This is a genomic window from Pseudoduganella sp. jia 9 (assembly GCF_055502615.1).
On the sequence record NZ_JBUPWE010000008.1, the window covers coordinates 249,808 to 271,266 of the forward strand.

Sequence of the window (21,459 nt, forward strand, 5' to 3'; positions counted from 1 at the left end):
GCATGACGGTTCCTCTGCTGAGGACCGTCGTGATGGCGGTGGCGCTCACCCTCTCCGGGGTGGGCGCCACCGCCGCCGACCGTCCCATCCCCACCCTGCAGAAGCAGGGCACCACTTCCCAACTGATCGTCGACGGCAAGCCGTATCTCGTGCTCGGCGGCGAACTGTACAATTCCTCCGCTTCCAGCCTGCCTTACCTCGAGAAGCTGTGGCCGCGCCTGAAGGCCACGGGCCTGAACACGCTGCTCGCGCCCGTCGAGTGGGACCAGGTCGAGCAGGTGGAAGGCACATTCGATTTCACGGTCCTCGACGGCATGCTGAAGCAGGCCCGCGCGAACGATACGCGGCTGGTGCTGCTGTGGTTCGGTGCGTGGAAGAATTCGATGTCGACCTATGTGCCGGCCTGGGTGAAGAAAGACCACCAGCGGTTCCCGCGCACGCGCAACCGCGCCGGCGAACCGCAGGAGATCCTGACGCCGTTTTCCGGCAATACGCTCGATGCCGACCGCAAGGCCTTCGCAGCATTGATGAAGCACCTGAAGCAGGCCGACCCGCAGCGCACCGTGCTGATGGTGCAGGTGGAAAACGAGATCGGCATGCTGCCGGACGTGCGCGACTTCGGGCCGCTGGCCGATGCGGCGCTGGCGCAGCCGGTGCCGGCCGCGCTGCTGTCCTACCTGGATGCGCAGCGCACCACGCTGCATCCCTACGTGCGCAGCCTGTGGGAAGCGCACGGCAGCCGTTCCTCGGGCAGCTGGACCGAGGTATTCGGCGATTCGGTCGAGGCCCAGGAAGTGTTCCAGGCCTGGCACTACGCCGTGTTCGCGAACGGCCTGGCCGCCGCCGGCAAGGCCGAATATGCGTTGCCGATGTTCGTCAACGTGGCGCTGAACCGGCCCGGCCGCAAGCCCGGCGAGTACCCCAGCGCCGGGCCGCTGCCGCACCTGTTCGATGTGTGGAAGGCAGCCGGCCCGGCGATCGACATTCTCGCCATCGATACCTACATGCCCAACTTCATCCACTGGGCGAAGCAGTTCAAGCGGCCGGACAATCCGCTGTTCATCCCCGAAGCCAACCGCGCTGGCCGGCCGGAGCAGGGCGCCTATGCGCTCTACATGATCGGCGAGCTCGATGCGATCGGCTATTCGCCGTTCGCGATCGATGCCATTGCCGATCCCAAGGTCGACAACCTGCCCGGCGCGTATGCGGTGCTGAGGCAGCTGGCGCCGCTGATCCTGGCGGCGCAGGGACGCGACCGCATGCGCGGCTTCAAGGCCGACGTGTCGTACGACGGCGTGGTCAGCACGGCCAATGTCCAGACCCGGCTCGGCGGCTATACCCTCGACGTCAGCTTCGCGAACCAGTGGGGCAAGACCGAGACCGCGGAGTTCGAGGAGCGCGGCGGGCTCGTGATCCAGACCGGCGACGACGAATTCATCGTGGCCGGCAAGGGCATCACGGTGGTGTTCAAGGATCCGGCCGGTCCTCAGACCGGCGTGGGTTTCGAGAAGGTGACGGAAGGGCGTTTCGTCGACGGCCGCTGGCAGGAAGGGCGCTGGCTGAACGGCGACGAGACGCACCAGGGGCGGCACATTCGGCTGCCGGCCGGGGATGGCTTCACGATCCAGAAAGTGAAGCTGTACCGGTATCGGTAGAAGTACCGCATGGTGCCGGACCGCCGCGGCGGCCCGGCACCATGCATCAGATGCCGACGGCGACCGTCTTGCTCATCACCTTCCCGCTGTCGTTCGACACCTCGACCGCATAGCGTCCCGGCTGCGGCGCCTGCAGCGTGGCACCACTGCCGGCAACCGGCTTGCCATCCCGATACCATTTGTACGAAGGTTCCGGCACGCCGGCTGCCCGCACGGTCAGCGTCCGGTCCTGGCCGGGCGCGGGCTGCGCCAGGATGATCGGCGCAAGGGCCGGCTGCCAGCCGCCCAGCACCCAGGCCGGGTCACGGTAGCGGGCGATCGTGGCGGCATCGCGCGTGGCGTCGAGCTGCCGCGAGCGCGGGTGCCGGGCGCTGACATCGACCGGCTTGCCGTCGATTCCGCGCGAGTTGAACTCCCAGAATTTCGCATGCGTGGCGCCGTCGCCCACGTCCGCCCAGCCGGCCGGGCTGATGCCGTCCAGCGTCGAATCGATCAGCACCGCCTCGGCGTGCGGATAATTCCTGCCCTTGTTGTCCGGCAGCCGCGCGATCTCGGTTGGTCCGCCGATTGCCGTGAAGCGGCAGCCGACGAACACGTTGCCGTGGTTTGCCGCGCTATTCCTGATCCACATGAACGCCCCTTTCGAGCCGATGTCGCAGGCGCGGAAGAATGCCGGGCCGCGCCCGAGGATGGTGTCGCCGTCGCCGACCAGGCTGAAGTCGCTGTAGTATGCGCTGCCATTGGTTTGCAGGGCGTCGCCCGAACCGCGCACCGTCACGTGCGTGACGATATTGCGCGCGCCGTTCAGCAGCAGGCCCTCGGCCTGGCCTTTCGCCGTGGTCTCGATGGTCAGGTTGACGAGGGCGATGTCTTCCACGTTGTCCGCCATGAAGGCGGCGCGGCGCGACGGGAACGTGCCTGGCAGTTCGTTGGTCGCCACATTGAGCGGGTGCGGATTGAATACCTCGTTGTTGGCGTAGTGGATGCGCACCTTGTCGCGGTCCTCGCCGACGATGGCCAGGTTTCGCTTGTTGCGGAAATAGACGATTTCCTCGTAGTCGCCGTTCTTCACGAAGATCGTGGTGCGGCGATTGGGGCGGTCCGGCACGTGATCCAGCGCGCCCTGCACGGTCGAGAAATCGCCGTCGCCCGCCGCGCTGACCGTGACCAGTGGCGCATCGACGGCCGGTGCGCGGGGCTTGGTCGTGAAGCGCCACTCCTTGCCCGCGATGCCCTGGAAGCCGTCTCCCGCCAGCACGCCCGGATCGACCTGCACGTAGTATGTCCTGCCGTAGCCGAGCAGGTTGTGATGCGGCGTGACCAGTGCCGTGTTGCCGCGCACGATCACCGGATGGAAGTGGAAGCCTTCGGTGAAGCCGCCGATGATCGTCAGCTGGTAGTCGCCTGGCGCGGCCACCGGCGCGGGATCGACGCCGGACGTCGGCGTTCCCGGCCTGGTATCGGCATTGGTGCGGCGCGTTCCGCCGTACGGGTAGGCATGGGCAAGGTAGGGCGCGCGCGGTGCCGTGCGCCGCGTCGTTGGCCCGGCCGGGATCGACAGGTCCAGCGTATCGACCAGCCGGTCGTTGGCGGCATCGTAGATGCGGACCTGTCCGCGCGTGCCGGGCACGGGCGGCGCGGCGAACACGAGGCGTAGCGGCGTATCCGGGCTGACGCCGGTCGCGCCGGCGCGCGGCAGCAGTTCGACGGCGATGGCGCCGTTCGCCACGGCAGCACAGGCAATGGCGATGGCGAGCGGAAGGGTGAAAGAGCGGCTGAAAGAGCGGACTGCGGCGGCAGGTTTCATAAGTCTCCTCGGTGGTTTTTTCCATTGTAGAGCGGGCCGCGGGCCAGTTGCGCTCAAGCTTCCGATCATCCGTCGTATACTGGACTTTCCACCACCACCGTCAGCGCAGCCATGATCATCAGCCCGGAAATCGCCTTCTGGAACGACGCCATCCAACAACCGGCGGAGCGGCGCCACGGCCCCGCGCCGGACCACCTGCTGGCGGCACTGCGCGCAGCGCATGCCGGACTCGCGGCCGGCACCGTGCCGGATTTCGATGCGGATATTGCAGAGGCATTGGCCAGCCTGCCGCCCGCCGTGCTGGCGCGGCTGCACACCAGCTGGCTGGGCGCCTATGCCGTGGAAGGGCTCGGGAGCGAAGCGCTGACGGATCTGGTGGTGACGCCGGAAGGGGAGTTCCTCGGCATCGCCACCTTGCTGGACGCGGGCGAACTGGCCAGCGTCACCGCGAACAGCTGGGCCAGCGCACGCGCCAGCGCCGCGTTCCCGTCGTCGCCCTCGCTGGTCGAGGTGCGCGTCGAGGAAGGTGCCGCCGACACCCGCGCCAATGCGCTGCGCCTGCTGTTTCTGCACGAAGCCGGCAAGGCCCTGGCTGCCGGCCGCCGCTTCATTCCCGACTGGTGGAGCGATGGCGCGCAGGGTGCGCAGGGTGCGCATGGTGAATACGCGTTCCTGCCCCTGTCCTGGCAGGTAGACGACGCCGGCCGCGTGGCGCCGCTCGACGACGCGGTGGCCGGCGCCGGTGCCGATGCCGCCGCCGCGTACCGGGCTGTCGAAGGGACCGCCTGGCTGACGCCGCGGGGCGCGCAAAGTCCGCTCGACGACTTTGCCGAAGCGTTCGCGCTGTATGCCCACATGGTGCTGTCGGAGCGCCCGTACAGCGTGCGGGCCTTCGACGGCGCCGTGCCGGTCGACTATGCGCCGCGCTGGGATGCGCCGCGCCTGGCCAGCAAGCTGGCGCTGCTGAAGCGCTTCGTGCCGGACGTGGCGCGCGAAGCCGATCCGCAGGTGGCAGCCGCCGCGCTGCCGTTCGCGCCGCTGGTGGGCACTGCGCCGCTGATGCGCCGCGCCTTCAACAAGGTGGACATGGCGCCGGTGGCGCAGGTTCTGCTGGCGCGCGCCGAAGCCGACCAGCTGGATGCCAACGCCTATCTCGATTTCGCCATCACGCTGCAGCTGACGGGCGACCGCGACGTGGCGATGGACGTGCAGGCCGAGGCGGTACGCATCCGTCCGCACTACACGCTGCCGGCGCGGCAGGGCGAGATGCTGCGCCTGCTGGCCGTCATGGGCCTGGGCGACCTGATGGCGAACACGCCGATCGAATTCCTGCTGGAAGACTCGGACGTGACGCTGGAAATGCTGTTCGTGACGGCCGATGCGCCCTGGCCGGACGTGGTGCCCGAGCACGACGTGATGATGGTCTGCATGGGCGAGAACGATGCCAACCAGCCGCTGCTGGCGCGGCTGTCCGAATGGATCGCCGGCTGGCCGCGGCCGGTCATCAACGGGCCGGAGCGGATCGCCGTGCTGTCGCGCGACGGCGCCTGCAATGCGCTGTGCGGCATCGACGGCGTGGAAATGCCGCAGACGGTGCGGCTGGCGCGCGCGCAGCTCGCCGCGCTGGCGGCCGCGCCGCACACGCTGCGCGATGTGCTGCCGGACGGCGTGTTCCCCCTCATCGTGCGCCCGCTGGGATCGCACGCGGGCCACGACCTGGACAGGATCGATACGCCGGCCGACCTGGCAGCCTACCTGGAACGGGTGCCGGCCGACTTTTTCTACCTGTCGCGCTTCGTCGACTACCGCGGCGCCAATGGGCTGTTCGGCAAGTACCGGGTGGTGCTGGTCGACGGTGTGCCTTACCTGGCGCACTTCGCCAGCTCGGAGCACTGGATGGTGCATTACCTGAACGCCGGCATGGGCGAGAGCGCCGCCAAGCGCGCGCTGGAGGCGCAGGCGATGGAAGATTTCGACACCACGTTCGCGGTGCGCCACCGCGAGGCGCTGGCCGAGATCGACCGGCGCATCGGCCTGCGGTACGTGGGCATGGATTGCGCCGAGACGCCGGACGGCAAGCTGCTCGTGTTCGAAGTCGACAACGCGATGATCGTGCACGCGATGGACGACGAAGCCACCTACCCGTACAAGAAGCCGGCCATGCGCAAGATCTTCACGGCGTTCCGGCAGATGCTGGAGAATGCACGCGCCCGGCGCTAGCCGCGCAACCTCTGGTGCAAGGACACCGCCTTTCCGGCCGGTCCGTCGCAGTGGGCGGACGCCGGTTTCCGGTCAACCGCCCTGCAGCCTTCGCGCCGCCAGCGCTTCCAGCCCCTTCAGCAGCGCATCGATATCGCGCCGTTCGCTGCGGTGGTTGACGATCGCCACCCGGATCGCCACCTTGCCGCGCAGCGTCGTCAGCGACGGCGCGGCGATGCCCGATTCCTGCAGGTCCGCCACCAGCGCGGTGTTGAAGTCGTCGGCATCCGCGCCGCTCACCCTGTAACGGAAGCACACGATGTTCAGCGCGACCGGCGCCAGCAGCTCGAACGACGCGCGCCTGCCCACTTCATCGGCCAGGTAGCGCGCCAGGGCGCAAGTGCCGGCGATGGCCGCCCCCATGCGGTCGGCCCCGTAGGCCTGCAGCGTGAACCACGTCTTCAGCGCGCGGAACGAACGCGAAAGGTCGGGGCCGAAATCGCAGGGCCACGGCGAGCCGCCGGCCATGCCGCGCGGTTCGCGCTTCAGGTAGCGCGGCGCGGCGGCGAAGGTCTGGCGATGCAGCTCGCCATCGCGCACCAGCACGAAGCCGGCGTCGTACGGTACCTGGGCCCACTTGTGGAAATCGAAGGCGATGGAATCGGCGTGTTCGATCCCGTCCAGCAGTGGCGCCAGCTGCGGCGCCAGCATCGCCATCGCGCCGAATGCGCCGTCGACGTGGAACCACAGCCCGTTGGCCTGCGCGATCGCCGCCACGCGCGCCAGCGGATCGATGGCGCCGGTGTCCACGGTGCCGGCGGTGGCGGCCACGAAGAAGGGCCGCAGCCCGGCCTGCAGGTCGGCGGCGATCGCTTCTTCGAGTGCCGCGGTGTTCATCCGGTAATCGTCGTCGAGCGCGACCAGGCGCAGCGCAGCGCGGCCGATGCCGGTCAGGTCCATCGCCTGGGCGATGCAGTCGTGCGCCGCGGCGGACGTGTAGGCGACCAGGCCTTGTCCCAGCGCGGCAAGGCCCGCATCGCGCACCTCGAGCCCGAGCAGGCGGCGGCGCGCCACCAGCACCGCGATCATGTTGGCCATCGACGTGCCGGTGACGAAGATGCCGCCGGCGCCCTCCGGGAAGCCGAACAGTTCGGCCATCCAGCGCGTGACCTGGCGCTCGACCTCGACGGGAACCTGGTCGCGGCCGCCGACGTTCGCGTTCAGGCCGGCCGCCAGCATCTCGGCCAGCATGCCCACCGGCGTGCCGCCGCCATGCACCCAGCCGAAGAAGCCGGGGTGCGCATTGCCCACCGCGTACGGCAGCACGTCCTGCATGAAGACACGGTGCAGGTCGGCGATATCGCTGCCGGCGCGCGGCAGCGCCGCCTGGAATGTCGCGCGCGCCGCGTCCGGCGCCGGCTGCCACACGGGGCGGTCGCGCAGGTGTTCGAGGTAGTCGAACATGTCGTCCAGCATGCGGTGGCCCTGCGCGCGCAGCGCCGTCCAGTCGTCGGGATCGAGGGAAGTCTTGTGCTCGGCCATGGCGGATCCTTGATGCAAATGGCCGCACTATACTGCACCGGCGCGCCCGGCGGGCGCAGGCATCACCGCGAAACGATCAGCTTCAGCCCCAGCGCGATGAACACGGTGCCGGCCACGCGGTCGAGCACCACGCCGGCGCGCGGCTTGCGCCCCAGCCATTGGCCCACGGCGCCGGCGAAGTAGCCGATGAGCCCGAACAGCACGGCCGCCTGCAGCGCGAACGTGACGCCCAGCGCGGCCAGCTGCCAGGCCGCGTCGCCACGCGAGGCGACCACGAACTGCGGCAGGAACGACAGGAAGAACAGGATCACTTTCGGATTGATCGCGCTGGCCAGGCAGCCTTTCCAGAACAGCCGGGCAGGGGACTCGGCCGGTATGCCGACGGCGGCGACATTCACGGCGCCCGCATGGCGCCAGGCGCCCCAGCCCAGCTTGATGAGGTACAGGCCGCCCGCCACCTTCAGCACCGTGAACGCCGCCGGCGACGCGGCGATCAGCGCGCTGACGCCCACCACCGCGAGCGCGGTATGGCTGAGGCAGCCGAACGCGCAGCCCAGCCCGAACGCGATGCCCTGCCTGCGGCCCTTGGCCATGCCCATGCCGAGCACCATCAGGTTGTCGGGGCCGGGCGATGCCGTCAGCACGATGGCGGCCAGGAGAAAGGGGAAGAACTGGTCGGGGGTCAGCATGGGGACTCGCGGGGGAAAGGGGCGAGTATACGATACGTACGATGTCGCGGTTGGCGGATGAGCACTGGGGTCTGTCCCCGCCAGTTGCTGGCCGGAAGCCTAGTCGCAAGCATGGACCAAGGGGACTGACCCCGGTTCTGGAAGCGCCAAGGCAGCGCATGCAAACACCGGGGTCGGTCCCCTGGATCAGCGCCTGCGACCAGGGCAGGCATCAGCGACTGGCGGGGACAGACCCCTGTGCTTCACCGCCGCAGACTTTCATCAGCGCCGCAAGCGGCCAGCTCCTCAAGGCGCGGCCGAGAACGACTCGTGCGACGGGAACTTCGCCATCATCCACTCGCGCCGCAGTTGCAGCGCGTCGACCACGTCGGCCGGCAGCGTGCCGATGGTTTCCGGGTCGTCGCTGGGCGTGTCTGCCAGCAGGCTGGCCAGGTGGATCACGCCGGCCAGCTGGCAGAACGGGTGGGCGGCCATCGGGTCGGACGAGCTTTCCAGGGCGCGCACGATCTTGGCGGGGAAGTTCCAGCGGCGGCCCAGTTCGGCCGTGATCTGGCCTTCGGAAAAGCCCAGCAGGCGCTGTTCGCGTTCCCAGCGGCCACCCGGCAGGTGCGGCTGTTCTTCGATCTCGGCAAACTGGGCCGGGGCGACCTGGTAGATCAGCAGTTCGCCCAGCCGCAGCATCATGCCGGCCAGCCAGGCCTCGCCGCCGTCGATGCCCAGGCCGGTCGCCAGCCATTTCGAGTAGCCGGCGCAGGCCATGCTGCTCTTCCAGAATTCGCCGGAGTCCAGGCCCGGCAGTTGCGGGAACGATTCGGAGAAGCAGGTGGCCAGTGCCAGCGTACGGATGTGCGACATGCCGGCCAGTGCCACCGCATCGTCCAGCGAACCGACACCGCGGGAAAAGCCGAAGCGGGCGCTGTTTGCAAGACGCATCAGCTTGGCCGTCAGGGCGGGATCGCGGGCAATGATGGCGGCAACGCTTTTCGACGAAGCGTCCTCGTCGTCGAGGGTGGCGATCAGGGCGTGCGCCACTTCGGGGATCACGGGCAGTTTAACGTCGGCAAAGAACTGGGTCAGCGTAGGCATGGGGTGTCTCTCGGTTGTTCGGTGCGGCACTCCAGGTCCGGTGGCCGCCGGTTGGCCAAGTGTACGCGTGGAAACGGTCGCAAGCGCCGAAAGATTTCTTAAGATCAATACTGACTGTTGCGGAAACGCAAGTGTCCGGCGGATGCGATGGCGAACAGGGGGCAGCGCAAAGGTCAGTCGTACTGCCGGCCGGCCGCCTGCGGCGTCCAGGCTTCCTGCGGCAGCCCCGCCGCCTCGGCCACCATGACGCGATCGCGGCCGGCCGCTTTCGCTGCATACAGCGCGCCGTCGGCGCGCTTGATGACGGCGCCGATATCCTCGTCGGGAGCGCGCGCGGCAATGCCGAACGATGCCGTCACGCGCAGGCCGGCCGGCCAGGTGCCGGCGTGCAGCGCGGCACGCAGCTTCTCGGCCAGCTGGCGAGCCTGTTCGGCGCCGGTGGCGGGGCAGACGATGAGGAATTCCTCGCCGCCCCAGCGCACCAGCCTGTCGTTGGTGCGGATCTCGGCGTGGATCGCCGCGGCGAAGTCGCGCAGCACCGCGTCGCCGACGTCATGGCCGTGCCGGTCGTTGATGCCCTTGAAATGGTCGATATCGGCAAACACCACGGCCACCGGCGGTGCCAGCAGCGATGCCGTGCTCATCAGGGCTGCGCGCAGGCCCTGCCGGTTCAGCGTTCCCGTCAGCGGATCGGTATTGGCCTGCTCGACCAGCTCGCGCGCCTCCAGCTGCAGCGCGGCATTGATCTCGCCGAGCAGGGCCAGGCGCCGGCCGCTGTCGCTCAGTTCGCGGCGCAGTTGCAGCGCGGCCAGCACCGGCCAGCTGACCGCGCACAGGATCCATGCCGCCATCAGGCCCATGTACAGTTCGTCGCTGGTGATCCACTTGCCATGCAGGCGCAGCGAGCGCAGTTCGATCACGTGCTCGCCTTCCGTGCTGGCGGCGCCGGTCAGCAGTTCCACGCGCGTCACGTTATCGATCCGCATGTCGGTGTCGTCGAGCGGCACCTTCATGTAGTCGATCCACCAGGTCGCGGTATGGAGCACGTTCAGGGGAACGCGGATCGTGCCGTCCGCCGGCACGTCGAACTCGACTTCGTTGACCTTCTGCGACATCGGGTCCGCCAGTTTCGAGATGTCCGGTTCATAGTTCAGCATCATCAGGCGCAGCGATCGGCGCCCGGGGCCGCGGTAAGCGACGTCGAAGGACACGCTGTCGAACTCCGACAGGTCGATGCCGGCCTGCGTATCCGAAAACACAAACTGGTATTTGCAGGCCGGCCAGTCGATCGTGCGCACCAGCTGGCAGCGCATCGTCATCGTCCGGCCGCGGCGCTCCAGCGCCACGCGGCTGGTACCGCCCATCCAGCGGTCGTCCATCACGTCGCGCCGCACGTCGGGGCGCGCGGTCAGGTCGATCACCCGTTCCATGCCGACATGGTGCCAGACGAGCAGGCCCACGGTCGCCAGTGCGAGGAGGGCGAGCACGCGGTGCATCAGGCGGTGTGCGGGGGAGGAAGTCAAAGTGAAAACGGTTTCAGCCAATCGGGCCAGAATACCCTCGGTATTTCCATGCGGCAATGATTATTTGTAGAATCATTACTCGACTTGTGTGCGGGATGCAACATGGTACCGAATGCCTCGCCCGGGCCGCGCAGGATTGACCAGGCGACAACTCCCATGCAATATTGCATTTTTCCTCTTATCGAGAAAGCGATTGCATGCGCCATTCCCTCTCCGCACTGACCCTGGCCGTCAGCCTGTCGCTGGGCGCCGCCAGCGCCGGCGCCCAGGCACCCGCCGACTCGCTGGCGAACCGCATCACGGCCGATTCGCTGCGCGGCCACCTGTCCTTCCTCTCTTCGGACCTGCTGGAAGGACGCGGCACGCCGTCGCGTGGACTGGACCTGGCGGCCGAATACATCGCCGCGCAGTTTCGCCGCGCCGGGCTGGAGGCCGCCGGCGATGACGGCTATTTCCAGACCGCCAACTGGCAGCAGGCGCAGCGCGCCGCCGCGGATTTCACGTTCACCGTGCAGGCGGGCGGCAAGACGATCGCCGTGCCGCACTCGGCTGCCACCGCCAATTTCGTGCAGCCGGTGGCGCTGGGCGCGACGGCCGTCATGCGGCTGACGTGGCAGGAGGCCCTGGCGGCCGGATCGGAAGCGGACGGCAAGGTGCTGGTGGTGCCCGCCGCCGCCGTGCCGGACGCCGCCGGCGTGCTGCGCAGCGGCCTGAAGTCGCGGCCGGCGCTGGTGGTGCTGGTCGATACCCGGGGCCAGCAGCGCAACCGTGGCGAAGGCTGGCTGATCGATCCGGAACAGGTGGCGCCGGCCGGCGCCGCGCCGGTCGTCGTGCTGCACGATGCCGCCGCCGCGGCCGCGCTGGAAGAAGCCGGCGCCACGGTGGCTGCCACGGTGGGCGTGCCGCAGCTGCGCGCGGCGAAGCTGCGCAACGTGATCGGCGTATTGCGCGGCAGCGATCCTGAACTGAAGAACACCTATGTGATGCTGACGGCGCACTACGACCACCTGGGCATCCGCAACGGCGAGATTTTCAACGGCGCCAACGACGATGGCAGCGGCACCGTGGCGGTGATCGACATTGCCGCCGCGCTCGCCGCGGAGAAGTCCCGCCCGCGCCGCAGCATCGTCTTCGTGGCGCTGTTCGGCGAAGAACTGGGGCTGCTCGGCTCGCGCTACTACGGCCGCCACCCGGTGTTCCCGCTGAAGGATACGGTGGCGCACCTGAACCTGGAACAGATCGGCCGCACCGACGACAGCGAAGGCGCCCAGGTAGGCACCGCCACGCTGACCGGCTTCGATTATTCGACCGTCACCGATTACCTCAGGAAGGCGGGCGAGCGCTCCGGCGTGCGCCTGTGGAAGCATGCCGCCAACAGCGACCGGTATTTCGCCCGCAGCGACAACCAGGCGCTGGCCGACGTTGGCGTGCCGGCCCACACGCTGGCCGTTGCCTTCGGCTTCCCCGACTACCACGGCAAGGACGACGACTGGGCCAAGCTCGATTACAACAACATGGCGCGCGTCACGCGGATGGTGGCGCTGGGGCTGCAGGACATCGCCAACGATCCGGCAAGGCCGCAATGGACCAATGCGCCGAAGGCCGCGCCGTATCGGGAGGCGGGCAGGAAGCTGATGGGGCAGTAGGGTAGAAGTCGCGGTTGGCATGCAGGGGAGTGACCCCGGTTTTTGCTGGCATTATGGTATGCCGGCAAACACCGGGGTCAGTCCCCTCGTTACGCTATCAACAGGGCTGGAAACCAGCACTTACCGGGGACAGACCCCTGCGGATCAGCCGCCGTGTGCGAGATCCTGCATGTCGGCGGCAGGCGCAGGCCCCTCTAGAACAGCACCCGCTGGCGGCTCGTCAACCCGGTAAAACTATCCCCCAGGAAGGGCAGAATCGCATCGGCGATCGGCCGCAGCTGCCGGTCCAGGTAATGCGCGTAGTCGATCGGTGCGCGCCGCCGTTCCAGCGGTTCGGGGCCGGCGGTGGTCATCAGGTAGCGGATCCAGCCGCGATTCTGGTACTGCAGCGGGCGGCCCTGGGCGGCGTTGACTTCGTCGGCGATGCGGGCGGCGCGCACGTGCGGCGGCACGTTGCGGTCGTAGTCGCCCAGCGCGCGGCGCAGCCGCTTGCGGTAGACCAGCAGCTCGTCCAGTTCGCCGCGCAGCATGCGTTCGGTATAGTCGCGCACATAGTCGCGGTACGGTTCGCCGCGGAAAACCAGGCCGTACAGCGTCTGCTGGAATTGCTGGGCCAGCGGCGTCCAGTCGGTGCGCACCGTTTCCAGGCCCTTGAACACGATGTCGTCGCCACCGTCGGCGCGCAGCACCAGCCCGGCGTAGCGTTTCTTGCTGCCCTCGTCGGAATCGCGCACCGTCGGCATCAGGAAGCGGCGGTAGTGGGTTTCGTATTGCAGCTCCAGCGCACTGTCCAGCCCGAATGCTTCCTGCAGGTGCGCCCGCCACCAGCCGTTGACGCGGGCGACCAGCGCGCGGCCGATGTCGTCCGCTTCCCGCGTGCCGTGGGCGCGACCCAGCCAGACGAAGGTGGAATCGGTGTCGCCGTAGATCACCTGGTAGCCCTGTTCCTCGATCAGCTCGCGCGTGCGGTGCATGATCTCGTGGCCGCGCATCGTGATCGACGAGGCCAGCCGCGGGTCGAAGAAGCGGCAGCCGGAAGAACCCAGCACGCCGTAGAACGCATTCATGATGATCTTCAGGGCCTGCGACAGCGGCTTGTTGCCGTCCCGCTTGGCGGCTTCGCGGCCCTGCCACACGCGCGTGACGATCTCCGGCAGGCAGTGCGTCCTGCGCGAGAAGCGCGCGCCCCGGAAGCCCGGCACGGTGTCGGCTTCCGGCTCGCGCAGGCCTTCGACCAGGCCGGCCGGGTCGATCAGGAAAGTGCGGATGATGGAGGGATACAGGCTTTTGTAGTCCAGCACGAGCACCGAGTCGTACAGCCCGGAGCGCGAATCCATCACGAAGCCGCCCGGGCTGTCGGCATTGGCCACGTCGCCCAGGTTCGGCGCCACGAAGCCGGCGCGGTGCAGCAGCGGCAGGTAGGAATGCTCGAAGGCGGCCACCGAGCCGCCGCTGCGGTCGGCCGGCAGCCCCGTCACGCTGGCGCGTTCCAGCAGGAAGTCGAGGATGCCGGTCTGCGCGAAGATGCGCGTGACGAGCTCGCAGTCCTTCAGGTTGTAGCGGGCCAGCGCCGGCTTGTCCTCGGCGAACATGCGGTTGATCTCGTCCATGCGGTCGTAGGGATTGTCGATCGACTTGCCTTCGCCCAGCAGCGTCTGCGCCACGTGCTCCAGGCTGAACGACGTGAAGCTCCAGGTGGCCGAGCGCAGCGCTTCGATGCCGTCGATGATCAGCCGGCCCGGCGCGGCCGCGAAGAAGTGCTGGCCATTGGCGTGCTCGCGCCATTCCATCGGCGTGCCGCCACGGCCCAGCAGCAGTGGCACGCCGAAGCGTTCCGCATGCTTCTGCAGCACGCGCAGGTCGAACTGGACCACGTTCCAGCCGATGATCGCATCCGGATCGTGGCGCGCAATCCAGTCGTTCAGCCGCGCCAGCAGCGCCGGCCGGTCGGCGCAGTAGGTGAGGTCGAAGTCGAGGCCCGCGCCATCGCCGTTCGGCGGCCCCAGCATGTAGACGTCGCGCGCGCCGCAGCCTTCCAGCGCGATCGAGTACAGGTCGCCGTGCGCGGTGGTCTCGATGTCGAGCGACGCCAGGCGCAGCGCCGGGCGGTAGCCGTCGTGCGGTTTCAGCCGCGCATCGACGATCGTGGCGCCGCGCTCTTCGCCCTCGAAACATACCGGTGCCGCGATGAAGCGCTCCATCAGGTAGCGCTCGTGGGGCCGCACGTCCGCTTCGTAGACGTCGATGCCATGGTCGCGCAGCCGCTTTTCCAGCTTCAGCAACTGCCGGTAATGGCGGCAGTACAGGCCGACGACGGGGCGGTGGCGGAAGTCGCGCAGCGCCAGCGGCCGCAATTCGCAGCCGCGCTCGGCGCGCAGCACCGTCTGCGCCGCCTCCTGCCATTCGGCCGGAATGAAGGCGACCGAAGGCTGCGGCGGCAGCCGCACGCAGCGCGGGCCGTCGTCGGTGGCGATCCAGAACTCGACCTCGGTGCCGGCCTCGGTATCGCGCCAGTGGCGGGTCAGCAGGAAGCCCTTGCGCATGCCATCGGCGGGCATGCCATCGGCCGGCACGTCGCCCGTCCGTGCTTCGCCCGCCGGCACGTCGCCGGACGGCCCTTCGCCTGCCCGCGGTTCGTCGGCTTGCACGGCGGTCAGGGCGCGGCGCGCCAGGCCACCCGGTTGCGCCCGGCCTGCTTGGCCCGGTACAGGTGCGCATCGGCGGCGGCGAACAGTGCCGTCGCGTCCTCGCCGGGCAGCAGCGTGGCGCCACCGCCGCTGACGGTCAGCACCGGCGCCACCGGCGAGGCGACGTGGCCGATCGCCAGCCGGTTCAGCGCATCGCGCACCCGCTCCACGACGGCCCGTCCGGTGGCCGCATCGGCTTCCGGCATCAGCAGCACGAGTTCCTCGCCGCCGTAGCGGGCCGCCAGGTCGCCGGGCCGGCGCACGCAGGCCGCGGCCGTGCGCGCCACCGCGCGCAGCGCGCGGTCGCCGGCCGGGTGGCCGTAATGGTCGTTGTACTGCTTGAAGGCATCGATGTCGAGCAGCGCCACCGACAGCGGGTTGCCGGTCTGGCGCGCGCGCCCGATCTCGCCCGCGAACATCTCGTCGAAGCGGCGCCGGTTGGCCAGTTCGGTCAGGCCGTCGACATGCGCCAGGTGTTCCAGCAGGCGGCGCTGGCGCACCATCTGCAGGTGCAGCGCCACGCGCGCCATCACCACGGTGGCGTTGAACGGCTTGGCGATATAGTCGGCGGCACCCAGCTTCAGGCCCTGCGCTTCGTCCTCGGGACGGCCCAGGCCGGAAACGAAGATCACCGCGATACCCGCCGTGTGCGGATCGCCGCGCAGCCGGCGCAGCACTTCGAAGCCATCCAGGTCCGGCATCATCACGTCGAGCAGGATCAGGTCGGGCAGGTGGCGGGCGGCGCGGTCGAGCGCCTGCGTGCCATCCTTGGCAAGCAGTACGGTGTACTCGGGTTTCAGCAGCTCGGCGAGCACCGCGCGGTTGGTGGCATCGTCGTCGGCCACCAGGACTTTTTGCAGGGAAGTCATGCGGGATCTTCGAGGGTCGTGTCCAGCGCGTGCGCCAGGCGGCTCAGCGGCCGGATTGCCGCATGATACTCGATGTCGCCCACGGCTTTGACAATCCCGGCCATCAGTGCGCCATGGGCCGCCGCCGCGGGCAGCGCCCGCAGTTCGCGCAGCAGGTCTTCGGCGCGGGCGTCGTCGGCACGCAGGCAGGCGGCCAGCTCGCGCAGCAGCGCCTGCAGGTCGGCGCGGGCCGTTTCCGCAGGCTCAGCGGGCTCCGCGGGCTCCGCGGCCGGCGCCGCCGGTGCCGCCAGCAGCGGTGCCAGGCCGGCCAGCACCATTTCCAGCGTGCCGGCAAGCTCCGCCACCAGGCTGGCGAGGAGGGCATCGCGGCCATGTTCCTGCACATGGACGGGGGCGCCGGTACCCTGGCCGATGCGCTGCTTGCCGTTGTCGCGCAACGCGTGCTCGACGCTGGCGGCCGCCTCCGACAGCGCCATGGCGCCGATGTACAGGGCGCTCGACTTCATGTTGTGCGCCAGTGTCGCCATCGTGCGGCGCTCGCCGGCCGCCAGTGCATCGCGCAGCGCCGCCGGCGCCGGCGCATATTCGCGCACGAAGCCATCGAGGCGCTTCTGCAGCCGGTCGCGCCTGCCGTCGACACCGGCCAGCGCGGCCTGCCAGTCGACGCCCGGCAGCGCCGGCAGCGGGGCGGACGGCTGCGCCGCTGCCGATGCCGGCGATGCCGTTTCGGGCGCTACCGGTTCCCGCGCGGCGGCGGACAGCGGCTGACCGGAGCAGTCGGAGCGATCGGTGCGGTCGGCGAGGCGGCGCGGATCGACCCAGCGCAGCAAGGCGGCAAACAGCAGATCCGGGTCGATCGGCTTGGCGATATGCGCGTTCATGCCGGCCGCCAGGCTTTTTTCCAGGTCGCCCGCCAGCGCATGCGCCGTCATGGCAACGATGGGCAGGGCGGCGCGGCCGGGCAGCGTGCGGATGCGGCGCGCCGCCGACAGGCCATCCATGCCGTGCATCTGGATATCCATCAGCACCAGGTCGTAGTCGCGCGCCTGCACCATGCGCACCGCCTCCAGGCCATTGACGGCGACGTCCACGTGCAGCGGCGCGGCCGCCAGGAAGTCCAGCGCCACTTCGCGGTTGTTGGCGTTGTCGTCCACCAGCAGCACGCGGGCGCCATCCAGGCGCGCCAGGTCGCGCGGGGGCGGCGCCGTCGAGCGGCCCGCCCTGGCCACCGCATCCCAGCCCGCATCGGCGATGCCCATGTCGATGGTAAACGCAAAGGTGCTGCCCGCGCCCGGCCGGCTATGCACCGCGATCCGGCCCCCCATCAGCTGCACCAGCTGCTGGGAGATCGTCAGCCCCAGGCCGGTGCCGCCGTAGCGGCGGGTCATCGATGCGTCGCCCTGGCTGAAGGCGCGGAACAGGCCGGCCTGCTGCTCCTCGCTCATGCCGATGCCGGTATCGCTGACGGAAAAGCGCAGCGCCACGCCGGCCGCCGCGTGACCGGCGCCCTGGTCCACCAGGTCGACCGCCACCTCCACGTCGCCCCGTTCGGTAAACTTGACGGCATTGCCGGCCAGGTTCAGCAGCACCTGGCCGAGCCGCAGCGGATCGCCGACCAGCGCAGCCGGCACGCCGGGGCCGACGCGGAACACCAGCTTCACCGCGCGCCCGTCCTGTTCCGGCGCCGCCAGGCTGGCCAGGTTGTCGAGCAGCGCGTGCAGGTCGAACGGCACCCGCTCGAGCGTCATCCCGCCGGCTTCGATCTTCGAGAAATCGAGGATGTCGTTGATGATGCCCAGCAGGTGCTCGCCGGCACCCAGGATCTTGACGAGATAGTTGCGCAGCCGCGCATCGGGCCCGGCCTGCAGCGCCAGCCGGCTCATGCCGAGGATGGCGTTCATCGGCGTGCGGATCTCGTGGCTCATGTTGGCCATGAATTCCGATTTCAGCCGCGCCGCCGCCTCGGCGCGCAGCATCGCCGTCTGCAGGCCCTGCGTGCGCAGCCCGAGGATGCGCATGTACACCAGCATGTCGATCGTGCTGGCCAGCTGCAGCGCGTGCATGGTCCAGAAGGTGGCTGCCAGTCCGCCGGCGAACACCTGCGCGAGCACGACCGCGCCGGCAAACGAGATGACCCAGCTGGTCGTGAAGTACCAGCCCACCGGATCGCCGCGGCGCATCAGCCGCCATGCACCCGGCAGGCCGAACAGCTTGGGTGCGGCACCCAGCGTGGACACCACCAGCAGCAGGCCGTTCATCGGCAGGATATCGAGCGCATAGGTCAGCGCGGTGAGCGCCATCAGCGCCGCGCAGGCCTTCATCAGCAGGCTGAAACGGCGGTCCATGCCGCGCCGGGCCAGCACCTGCTCGACGAACAGGTAGGAGCCGCACGAGGCGATCATCGCCGTGATGCCGCCGGCATGCTCGATCAGCCAGGGGCTGCCCGGCCACAGGTATTGGTGGCCGACGCCGAAGAAGTCGATCGCATACAGCGCCAGCCCGGAGGTGGCCAGCGCGAACTTGCCGAAGGTGTGGTCGCGCAGCGTGACCCAGTGCGACAGGCTGTATACCAGCAGGCAGAAGGCCAGGCCGGCCAGCAGGCCCTGCGCCATCTGTTCGAGCAGTTCCGTGCGGTGGAAGTGCGCGGCCTTCTCCAGCCGCAGCGGCAGGATGATCGGGCCGCGCGCCTCGACCCGCAGCAGCAGTTCGTGCTCGCCCTGCGGCAGCGTCAGGACGAAGGCCGGCACGCGTGCGCCCAGGCGCGGCTCGGGCGGCGGCAACCGGTTGCCGGCTGCCATGTGGCGGCCGGGCCGGCCGTCCGTGACGATCCACGTATCCACGCGGCCCAGCAGCGCGTAGTTCAGCGCCAGCACCCACTGGCCATCGGCCCCGGCGGGCACCCGAACCGGGATGCGCAGCCACAGTACCCGTTCATACTTGCCAGTCGTGCCGCGCGCCAGCGCCGGCGGCGCGAACCGGTCGCGCGCGGCCAGCGCCGCCGCCGCGTCGAGCTTGCGTTCCGGATCGGACAGCATCGTCGTCGCCGACCACGCGTCGACTTCGCTTTGCGCATCGTCCAGCAGCACCGGCGCGGCCCAGGCCAGGGCGCTCCAGCCGAAGGCCGCGGCGGCAAGCACGAAGCGCAGGGCGGCAAGGAAGGCGGCCGATATGGTGGTGCAATGCGTGGTGCAATGCGTGGTGGAATGCGTGGCGGAAGCCGTCGCAGGATGCGCCACCCGCAGCGCGCCGCCGCGGTAGCTGATGTGGCAAAGCTGGCTGGGCGGGCGCATGCGGGTCTTTGCTTAGAAGTACCGGTAGTCGAAGCGCACGCCGAAGGTGCGCGGGGCGCCGGGCACCGACATGCCGAAGCTGTCGATCGTGGCTGGTGCGATCTTGTTGCCCAGGTTGTGCGCATAGGCCGCCACCGACCATGGCGCGTCGTCCGGGCGCCACGCCAGCGTGGCATCCACCGTGGACATGGCCGGGATGCGGTACTGCACCAGCCTCGACGGCACGCCGATCATGTAGGCCGCGCTGCGGCGCGCATTGACGCCGGCGCGCACTTCATGGCCGCCCAGCCGCACGCGGCGTTCGTAGCCGGCCGACAGCACATGCGACGGTGCGCGGTCGAGCTTGCGGCCATCCCACGACTGCATGCCGTCCGGCGTGTACGAAACATAATGCGCATCGAGCAGCGTCAGGCCATACGTGAAGCGGTCATCGGCCGTGGCCTGCACCTTGCCGTCCAGCTCCAGGCCGCGCACGCTGGCGATGCCGGCGTTGGTGGTGATGAAGCGTGGCGCGCCGGCGATGATCGCATTGCCGGACAGTTGCAGGTTGGTGTAGTCGTACTTGAACGCGGCCACGTTCAGGGTGGCCCGCCTGTTCCAGAAGCGCGTCTTCGCGCCCAGTTCGAGGGCCTTTAGCGTCTCCGGCTGGTAGTACAGGAAACCAGGGGTGAACGCGGTTGCCGCCGGGCAGGCCACGCCCAGCGTGGTGCCGGCCACGCAGCCGTCGTTGAAGCCGCCGGCCTTGTAGCCTGTCGACAGCGTGCCGTAGACAAAGGTGGAAGGGGCCAGGTCGTAGTCGAGGCCCAGGCGCCAGGTGCGCTTGTCCGTCTCGATCAGCGCGGCGTTCGGCAGCTGGTAGTCGGTGGCCGGGTTGAACACGGGGCCCTGCTGGAAGCTGGTGGCGCCGACGCGCGACTTTTCATCCTCCGTGTAGCGCAGGCCGGCGGTGGCGCGCAGCCGGCTGGTCACGCGGTAGGTCAGCTGGCCGAAGGCGGCACGGCTCTTCGCCAGCGTGGGATCGGAAGGGTAGGCGTAGTACGGCGGCAAGCCGATCGGCATCAGGTCGCGGAACGCGTAGTTCGAATGCGAGCGTTCGTCGAACCAGTACAGGCCGGCCTGGGCGGACAGCGCGCCATTGCCGTTGGTGGCCACGCGCACCTCGTGCGAATCCTGGCGCTGCCCGCCGGTGTAGACCTGGCGCACGCCCAGCGTCGCCGACGGTGTCACGCGGTAGATGTAGTTGGTCAGGAAGTCGAGGTCGAACTCGCGGTGCGCACCCAGGTAGTGCAGCGTGGCCGGACCCAGGTTCCACGTGAATTCGGCGCCGATGCCGGATGTCTGGGTGCGCGCCCAGCCCTGTTCCGGCACCATGTTGGGCGGCACGAAGCGGTTCGTCAGCCGGTCGCCGGCCGAGGCGCCGTACCACACGGGGTTGCCGCTGTCGGCATTGCGGAAGAAGTTGTTGTCGGAGACGAAACTGTCCGCATTGTAGTCGTTGCTGGAGTGGTCGGCGCGCAGCAGCAGCGATGCCGCGGGCCCCAGCGTTACCTTGGCCGATAGCCGGACGCTGCGGCTGTCGGCATCCTGGCCCAGCGTGTGCCGCGTGCCCTGGCCGTTGCGCAGGTAGGAGTCGTGGCGGTCGATGGCGACGGCGGCGCGCAGCGCCAGCCAGTCGGCGATGGGCACGTTGAGCATGCCGTTCGCCTTGCGGCTGCCATAGTTGCCGGCCGCGACGCCGAACTCGGCCTCCAGCTGCCGCGTTGGCGCGCGCGAGATCACGTTGATGACGCCGGCCGTGGTATTGCGGCCGTACAGCGTGCCCTGCGGGCCGCGCAGCACTTCGATGCGATCCACGTCGAGCAGCAGCCCGTTCTGGTTCTGCGGACGGGCGATGTATATCCCGTCCAGCATGAAGGCGGCCGATGGATCGCCCTTGTCTGTGGCGTCCGAATTCGACACGCCGCGGATGGTGATGCGCAGGCCGTCGGCGGCACCGTCGAGGTGCACGTTGGGCAGGCGCTTGGCCAGTTCCGCCGGCGAGTCGAAGCCGGCCTCGCGCAGCGCGTCGCCGGACAGCACGCTCATGGCGACGGGCGTCTTCGATTCGAGCGACGTGGTGCGCTGCGCGGTGACGACGACTTCCTGGAGTTGCCCGTCGGGCGCCTGCGCGTGGACGGCACTGGAACAAACCGTGGCCACCAGGGCAGCCAGGATGGTGGGGGAACCACGATGATCTTGCATTGCTTCTCTTTCAGTTTTTGGACACACCGCGCGAGTAGTTGAATTGTTAATTTTTATGCGCGGCGAGGTGAAATCAACCCGCGAGTCTATCAGTTCGGCCTGCAGAGTTATAGTGAATTACTGTAGAGCAAATGGTCAATTTGCTTCCCTGTCGCGGCCACGCCACTGGCCGGGCGGCGTTGTGCGGCTGTCATGCCGTCGTCACATCGAGTCTTTACCATTCGG

12 protein-coding genes are annotated in these 21,459 nt (G+C 69.0%); 3 read left to right on the forward strand and 9 right to left on the reverse strand.

Going from position 1 to position 21,459, the window contains the following annotated elements:
* The first annotated feature begins 2 nt into the window (after positions 1 to 2).
* On the forward strand, positions 3 to 1,655 hold the full coding sequence (locus ACY34H_RS12210; RefSeq protein WP_464977761.1) for a GH35 family beta-galactosidase: 1,653 nt from the start codon (positions 3 to 5) through the stop codon (positions 1,653 to 1,655).
* Between the two features lie 46 nt (positions 1,656 to 1,701).
* Here the strand turns inward: ACY34H_RS12210 and ACY34H_RS12215 are convergent, their stop codons facing one another.
* The gene (locus tag ACY34H_RS12215) at positions 1,702 to 3,462 is read right to left on the reverse strand and encodes a pectinesterase family protein (RefSeq protein WP_464977762.1); all 1,761 of its coding nucleotides are present in this window, start codon (positions 3,460 to 3,462) and stop codon (positions 1,702 to 1,704) included.
* Positions 3,463 to 3,573: 111 nt separating this feature from the next.
* On the opposite strand from ACY34H_RS12215, the gene ACY34H_RS12220 reads away from it, so the two are divergent.
* A complete protein-coding gene (locus tag ACY34H_RS12220) occupies positions 3,574 to 5,682 on the forward strand; it encodes an ATP-grasp domain-containing protein (protein ID WP_464977763.1) in 2,109 nt (702 codons plus the stop codon).
* 72 nt (positions 5,683 to 5,754) lie between these two features.
* On the opposite strand, the gene ACY34H_RS12225 is transcribed toward ACY34H_RS12220, so the two are convergent.
* From ACY34H_RS12225 to ACY34H_RS12240, 4 genes are all read right to left on the reverse strand, one after another.
* Positions 5,755 to 7,203 carry a pyridoxal phosphate-dependent decarboxylase family protein gene (locus tag ACY34H_RS12225; protein WP_464977764.1) on the reverse strand — a complete coding sequence of 483 codons (1,449 nt, stop codon included), beginning with the start codon at positions 7,201 to 7,203 and terminating at the stop codon, positions 5,755 to 5,757.
* A 62-nt stretch (positions 7,204 to 7,265) separates the two neighbouring features.
* Positions 7,266 to 7,892, reverse strand: a complete 627-nt coding sequence (locus ACY34H_RS12230) for a LysE family translocator (protein WP_464977765.1) — start codon at positions 7,890 to 7,892, stop codon at positions 7,266 to 7,268.
* A gap of 285 nt (positions 7,893 to 8,177) precedes the next feature.
* Entirely contained in the window at positions 8,178 to 8,978 is an 801-nt protein-coding gene (locus ACY34H_RS12235; RefSeq protein ID WP_464977766.1) for an HDOD domain-containing protein, read from the reverse strand.
* A 173-nt stretch (positions 8,979 to 9,151) separates the two neighbouring features.
* Positions 9,152 to 10,465, reverse strand: coding sequence for a GGDEF domain-containing protein (locus ACY34H_RS12240; protein ID WP_464977767.1), 1,314 nt, complete (start codon positions 10,463 to 10,465; stop codon positions 9,152 to 9,154).
* Between the two features lie 233 nt (positions 10,466 to 10,698).
* Here ACY34H_RS12240 and ACY34H_RS12245 point away from each other — a divergent pair, with 233 nt between their 5' ends.
* On the forward strand, positions 10,699 to 12,147 hold the full coding sequence (locus ACY34H_RS12245) for a M28 family peptidase (protein ID WP_464977768.1): 1,449 nt from the start codon (positions 10,699 to 10,701) through the stop codon (positions 12,145 to 12,147).
* 194 nt (positions 12,148 to 12,341) lie between these two features.
* Here the strand turns inward: ACY34H_RS12245 and ACY34H_RS12250 are convergent, their stop codons facing one another.
* From ACY34H_RS12250 to ACY34H_RS12265, 4 genes are all read right to left on the reverse strand, one after another.
* Positions 12,342 to 14,705 carry a DNA polymerase II gene (locus ACY34H_RS12250; RefSeq protein ID WP_464977821.1) on the reverse strand — a complete coding sequence of 788 codons (2,364 nt, stop codon included), beginning with the start codon at positions 14,703 to 14,705 and terminating at the stop codon, positions 12,342 to 12,344.
* Between the two features lie 95 nt (positions 14,706 to 14,800).
* Positions 14,801 to 15,703, reverse strand: coding sequence for a diguanylate cyclase domain-containing protein (locus tag ACY34H_RS12255; protein WP_464977769.1), 903 nt, complete (start codon positions 15,701 to 15,703; stop codon positions 14,801 to 14,803).
* Complete coding sequence (locus ACY34H_RS12260; RefSeq protein ID WP_464977770.1) at positions 15,700 to 18,993, reverse strand: ATP-binding protein; 3,294 nt, start codon at positions 18,991 to 18,993, stop codon at positions 15,700 to 15,702. Before ACY34H_RS12260 ends, ACY34H_RS12255 begins: the two co-directional genes overlap by 4 nt.
* A gap of 12 nt (positions 18,994 to 19,005) precedes the next feature.
* Positions 19,006 to 21,234 (reverse strand): TonB-dependent receptor, encoded by a 2,229-nt coding sequence (locus tag ACY34H_RS12265; protein WP_464977771.1) that lies wholly within the window; start codon positions 21,232 to 21,234, stop codon positions 19,006 to 19,008.
* Positions 21,235 to 21,459 lie beyond the last annotated feature (225 nt).

What these genes read in the sequence shown, in the direction of transcription:
- ACY34H_RS12210 (WP_464977761.1), top strand. Translation starts at nt 3, where the DNA reads ATGACGGTTCCTCTGCTGAGGACCGTCGTGATGGCGGTGGCGCTCACC.
- ACY34H_RS12215 (WP_464977762.1), bottom strand. Translation starts at nt 3,462, where the DNA reads ATGAAACCTGCCGCCGCAGTCCGCTCTTTCAGCCGCTCTTTCACCCTT.
- ACY34H_RS12220 (WP_464977763.1), top strand. Translation starts at nt 3,574, where the DNA reads ATGATCATCAGCCCGGAAATCGCCTTCTGGAACGACGCCATCCAACAA.
- ACY34H_RS12225 (WP_464977764.1), bottom strand. Translation starts at nt 7,203, where the DNA reads ATGGCCGAGCACAAGACTTCCCTCGATCCCGACGACTGGACGGCGCTG.
- ACY34H_RS12230 (WP_464977765.1), bottom strand. Translation starts at nt 7,892, where the DNA reads ATGCTGACCCCCGACCAGTTCTTCCCCTTTCTCCTGGCCGCCATCGTG.
- ACY34H_RS12235 (WP_464977766.1), bottom strand. Translation starts at nt 8,978, where the DNA reads ATGCCTACGCTGACCCAGTTCTTTGCCGACGTTAAACTGCCCGTGATC.
- ACY34H_RS12245 (WP_464977768.1), top strand. Translation starts at nt 10,699, where the DNA reads ATGCGCCATTCCCTCTCCGCACTGACCCTGGCCGTCAGCCTGTCGCTG.
- ACY34H_RS12250 (WP_464977821.1), bottom strand. Translation starts at nt 14,705, where the DNA reads ATGCCCGCCGATGGCATGCGCAAGGGCTTCCTGCTGACCCGCCACTGG.
- ACY34H_RS12255 (WP_464977769.1), bottom strand. Translation starts at nt 15,703, where the DNA reads ATGACTTCCCTGCAAAAAGTCCTGGTGGCCGACGACGATGCCACCAAC.
- ACY34H_RS12260 (WP_464977770.1), bottom strand. Translation starts at nt 18,993, where the DNA reads ATGCGCCCGCCCAGCCAGCTTTGCCACATCAGCTACCGCGGCGGCGCG.
- ACY34H_RS12265 (WP_464977771.1), bottom strand. Translation starts at nt 21,234, where the DNA reads ATGCAAGATCATCGTGGTTCCCCCACCATCCTGGCTGCCCTGGTGGCC.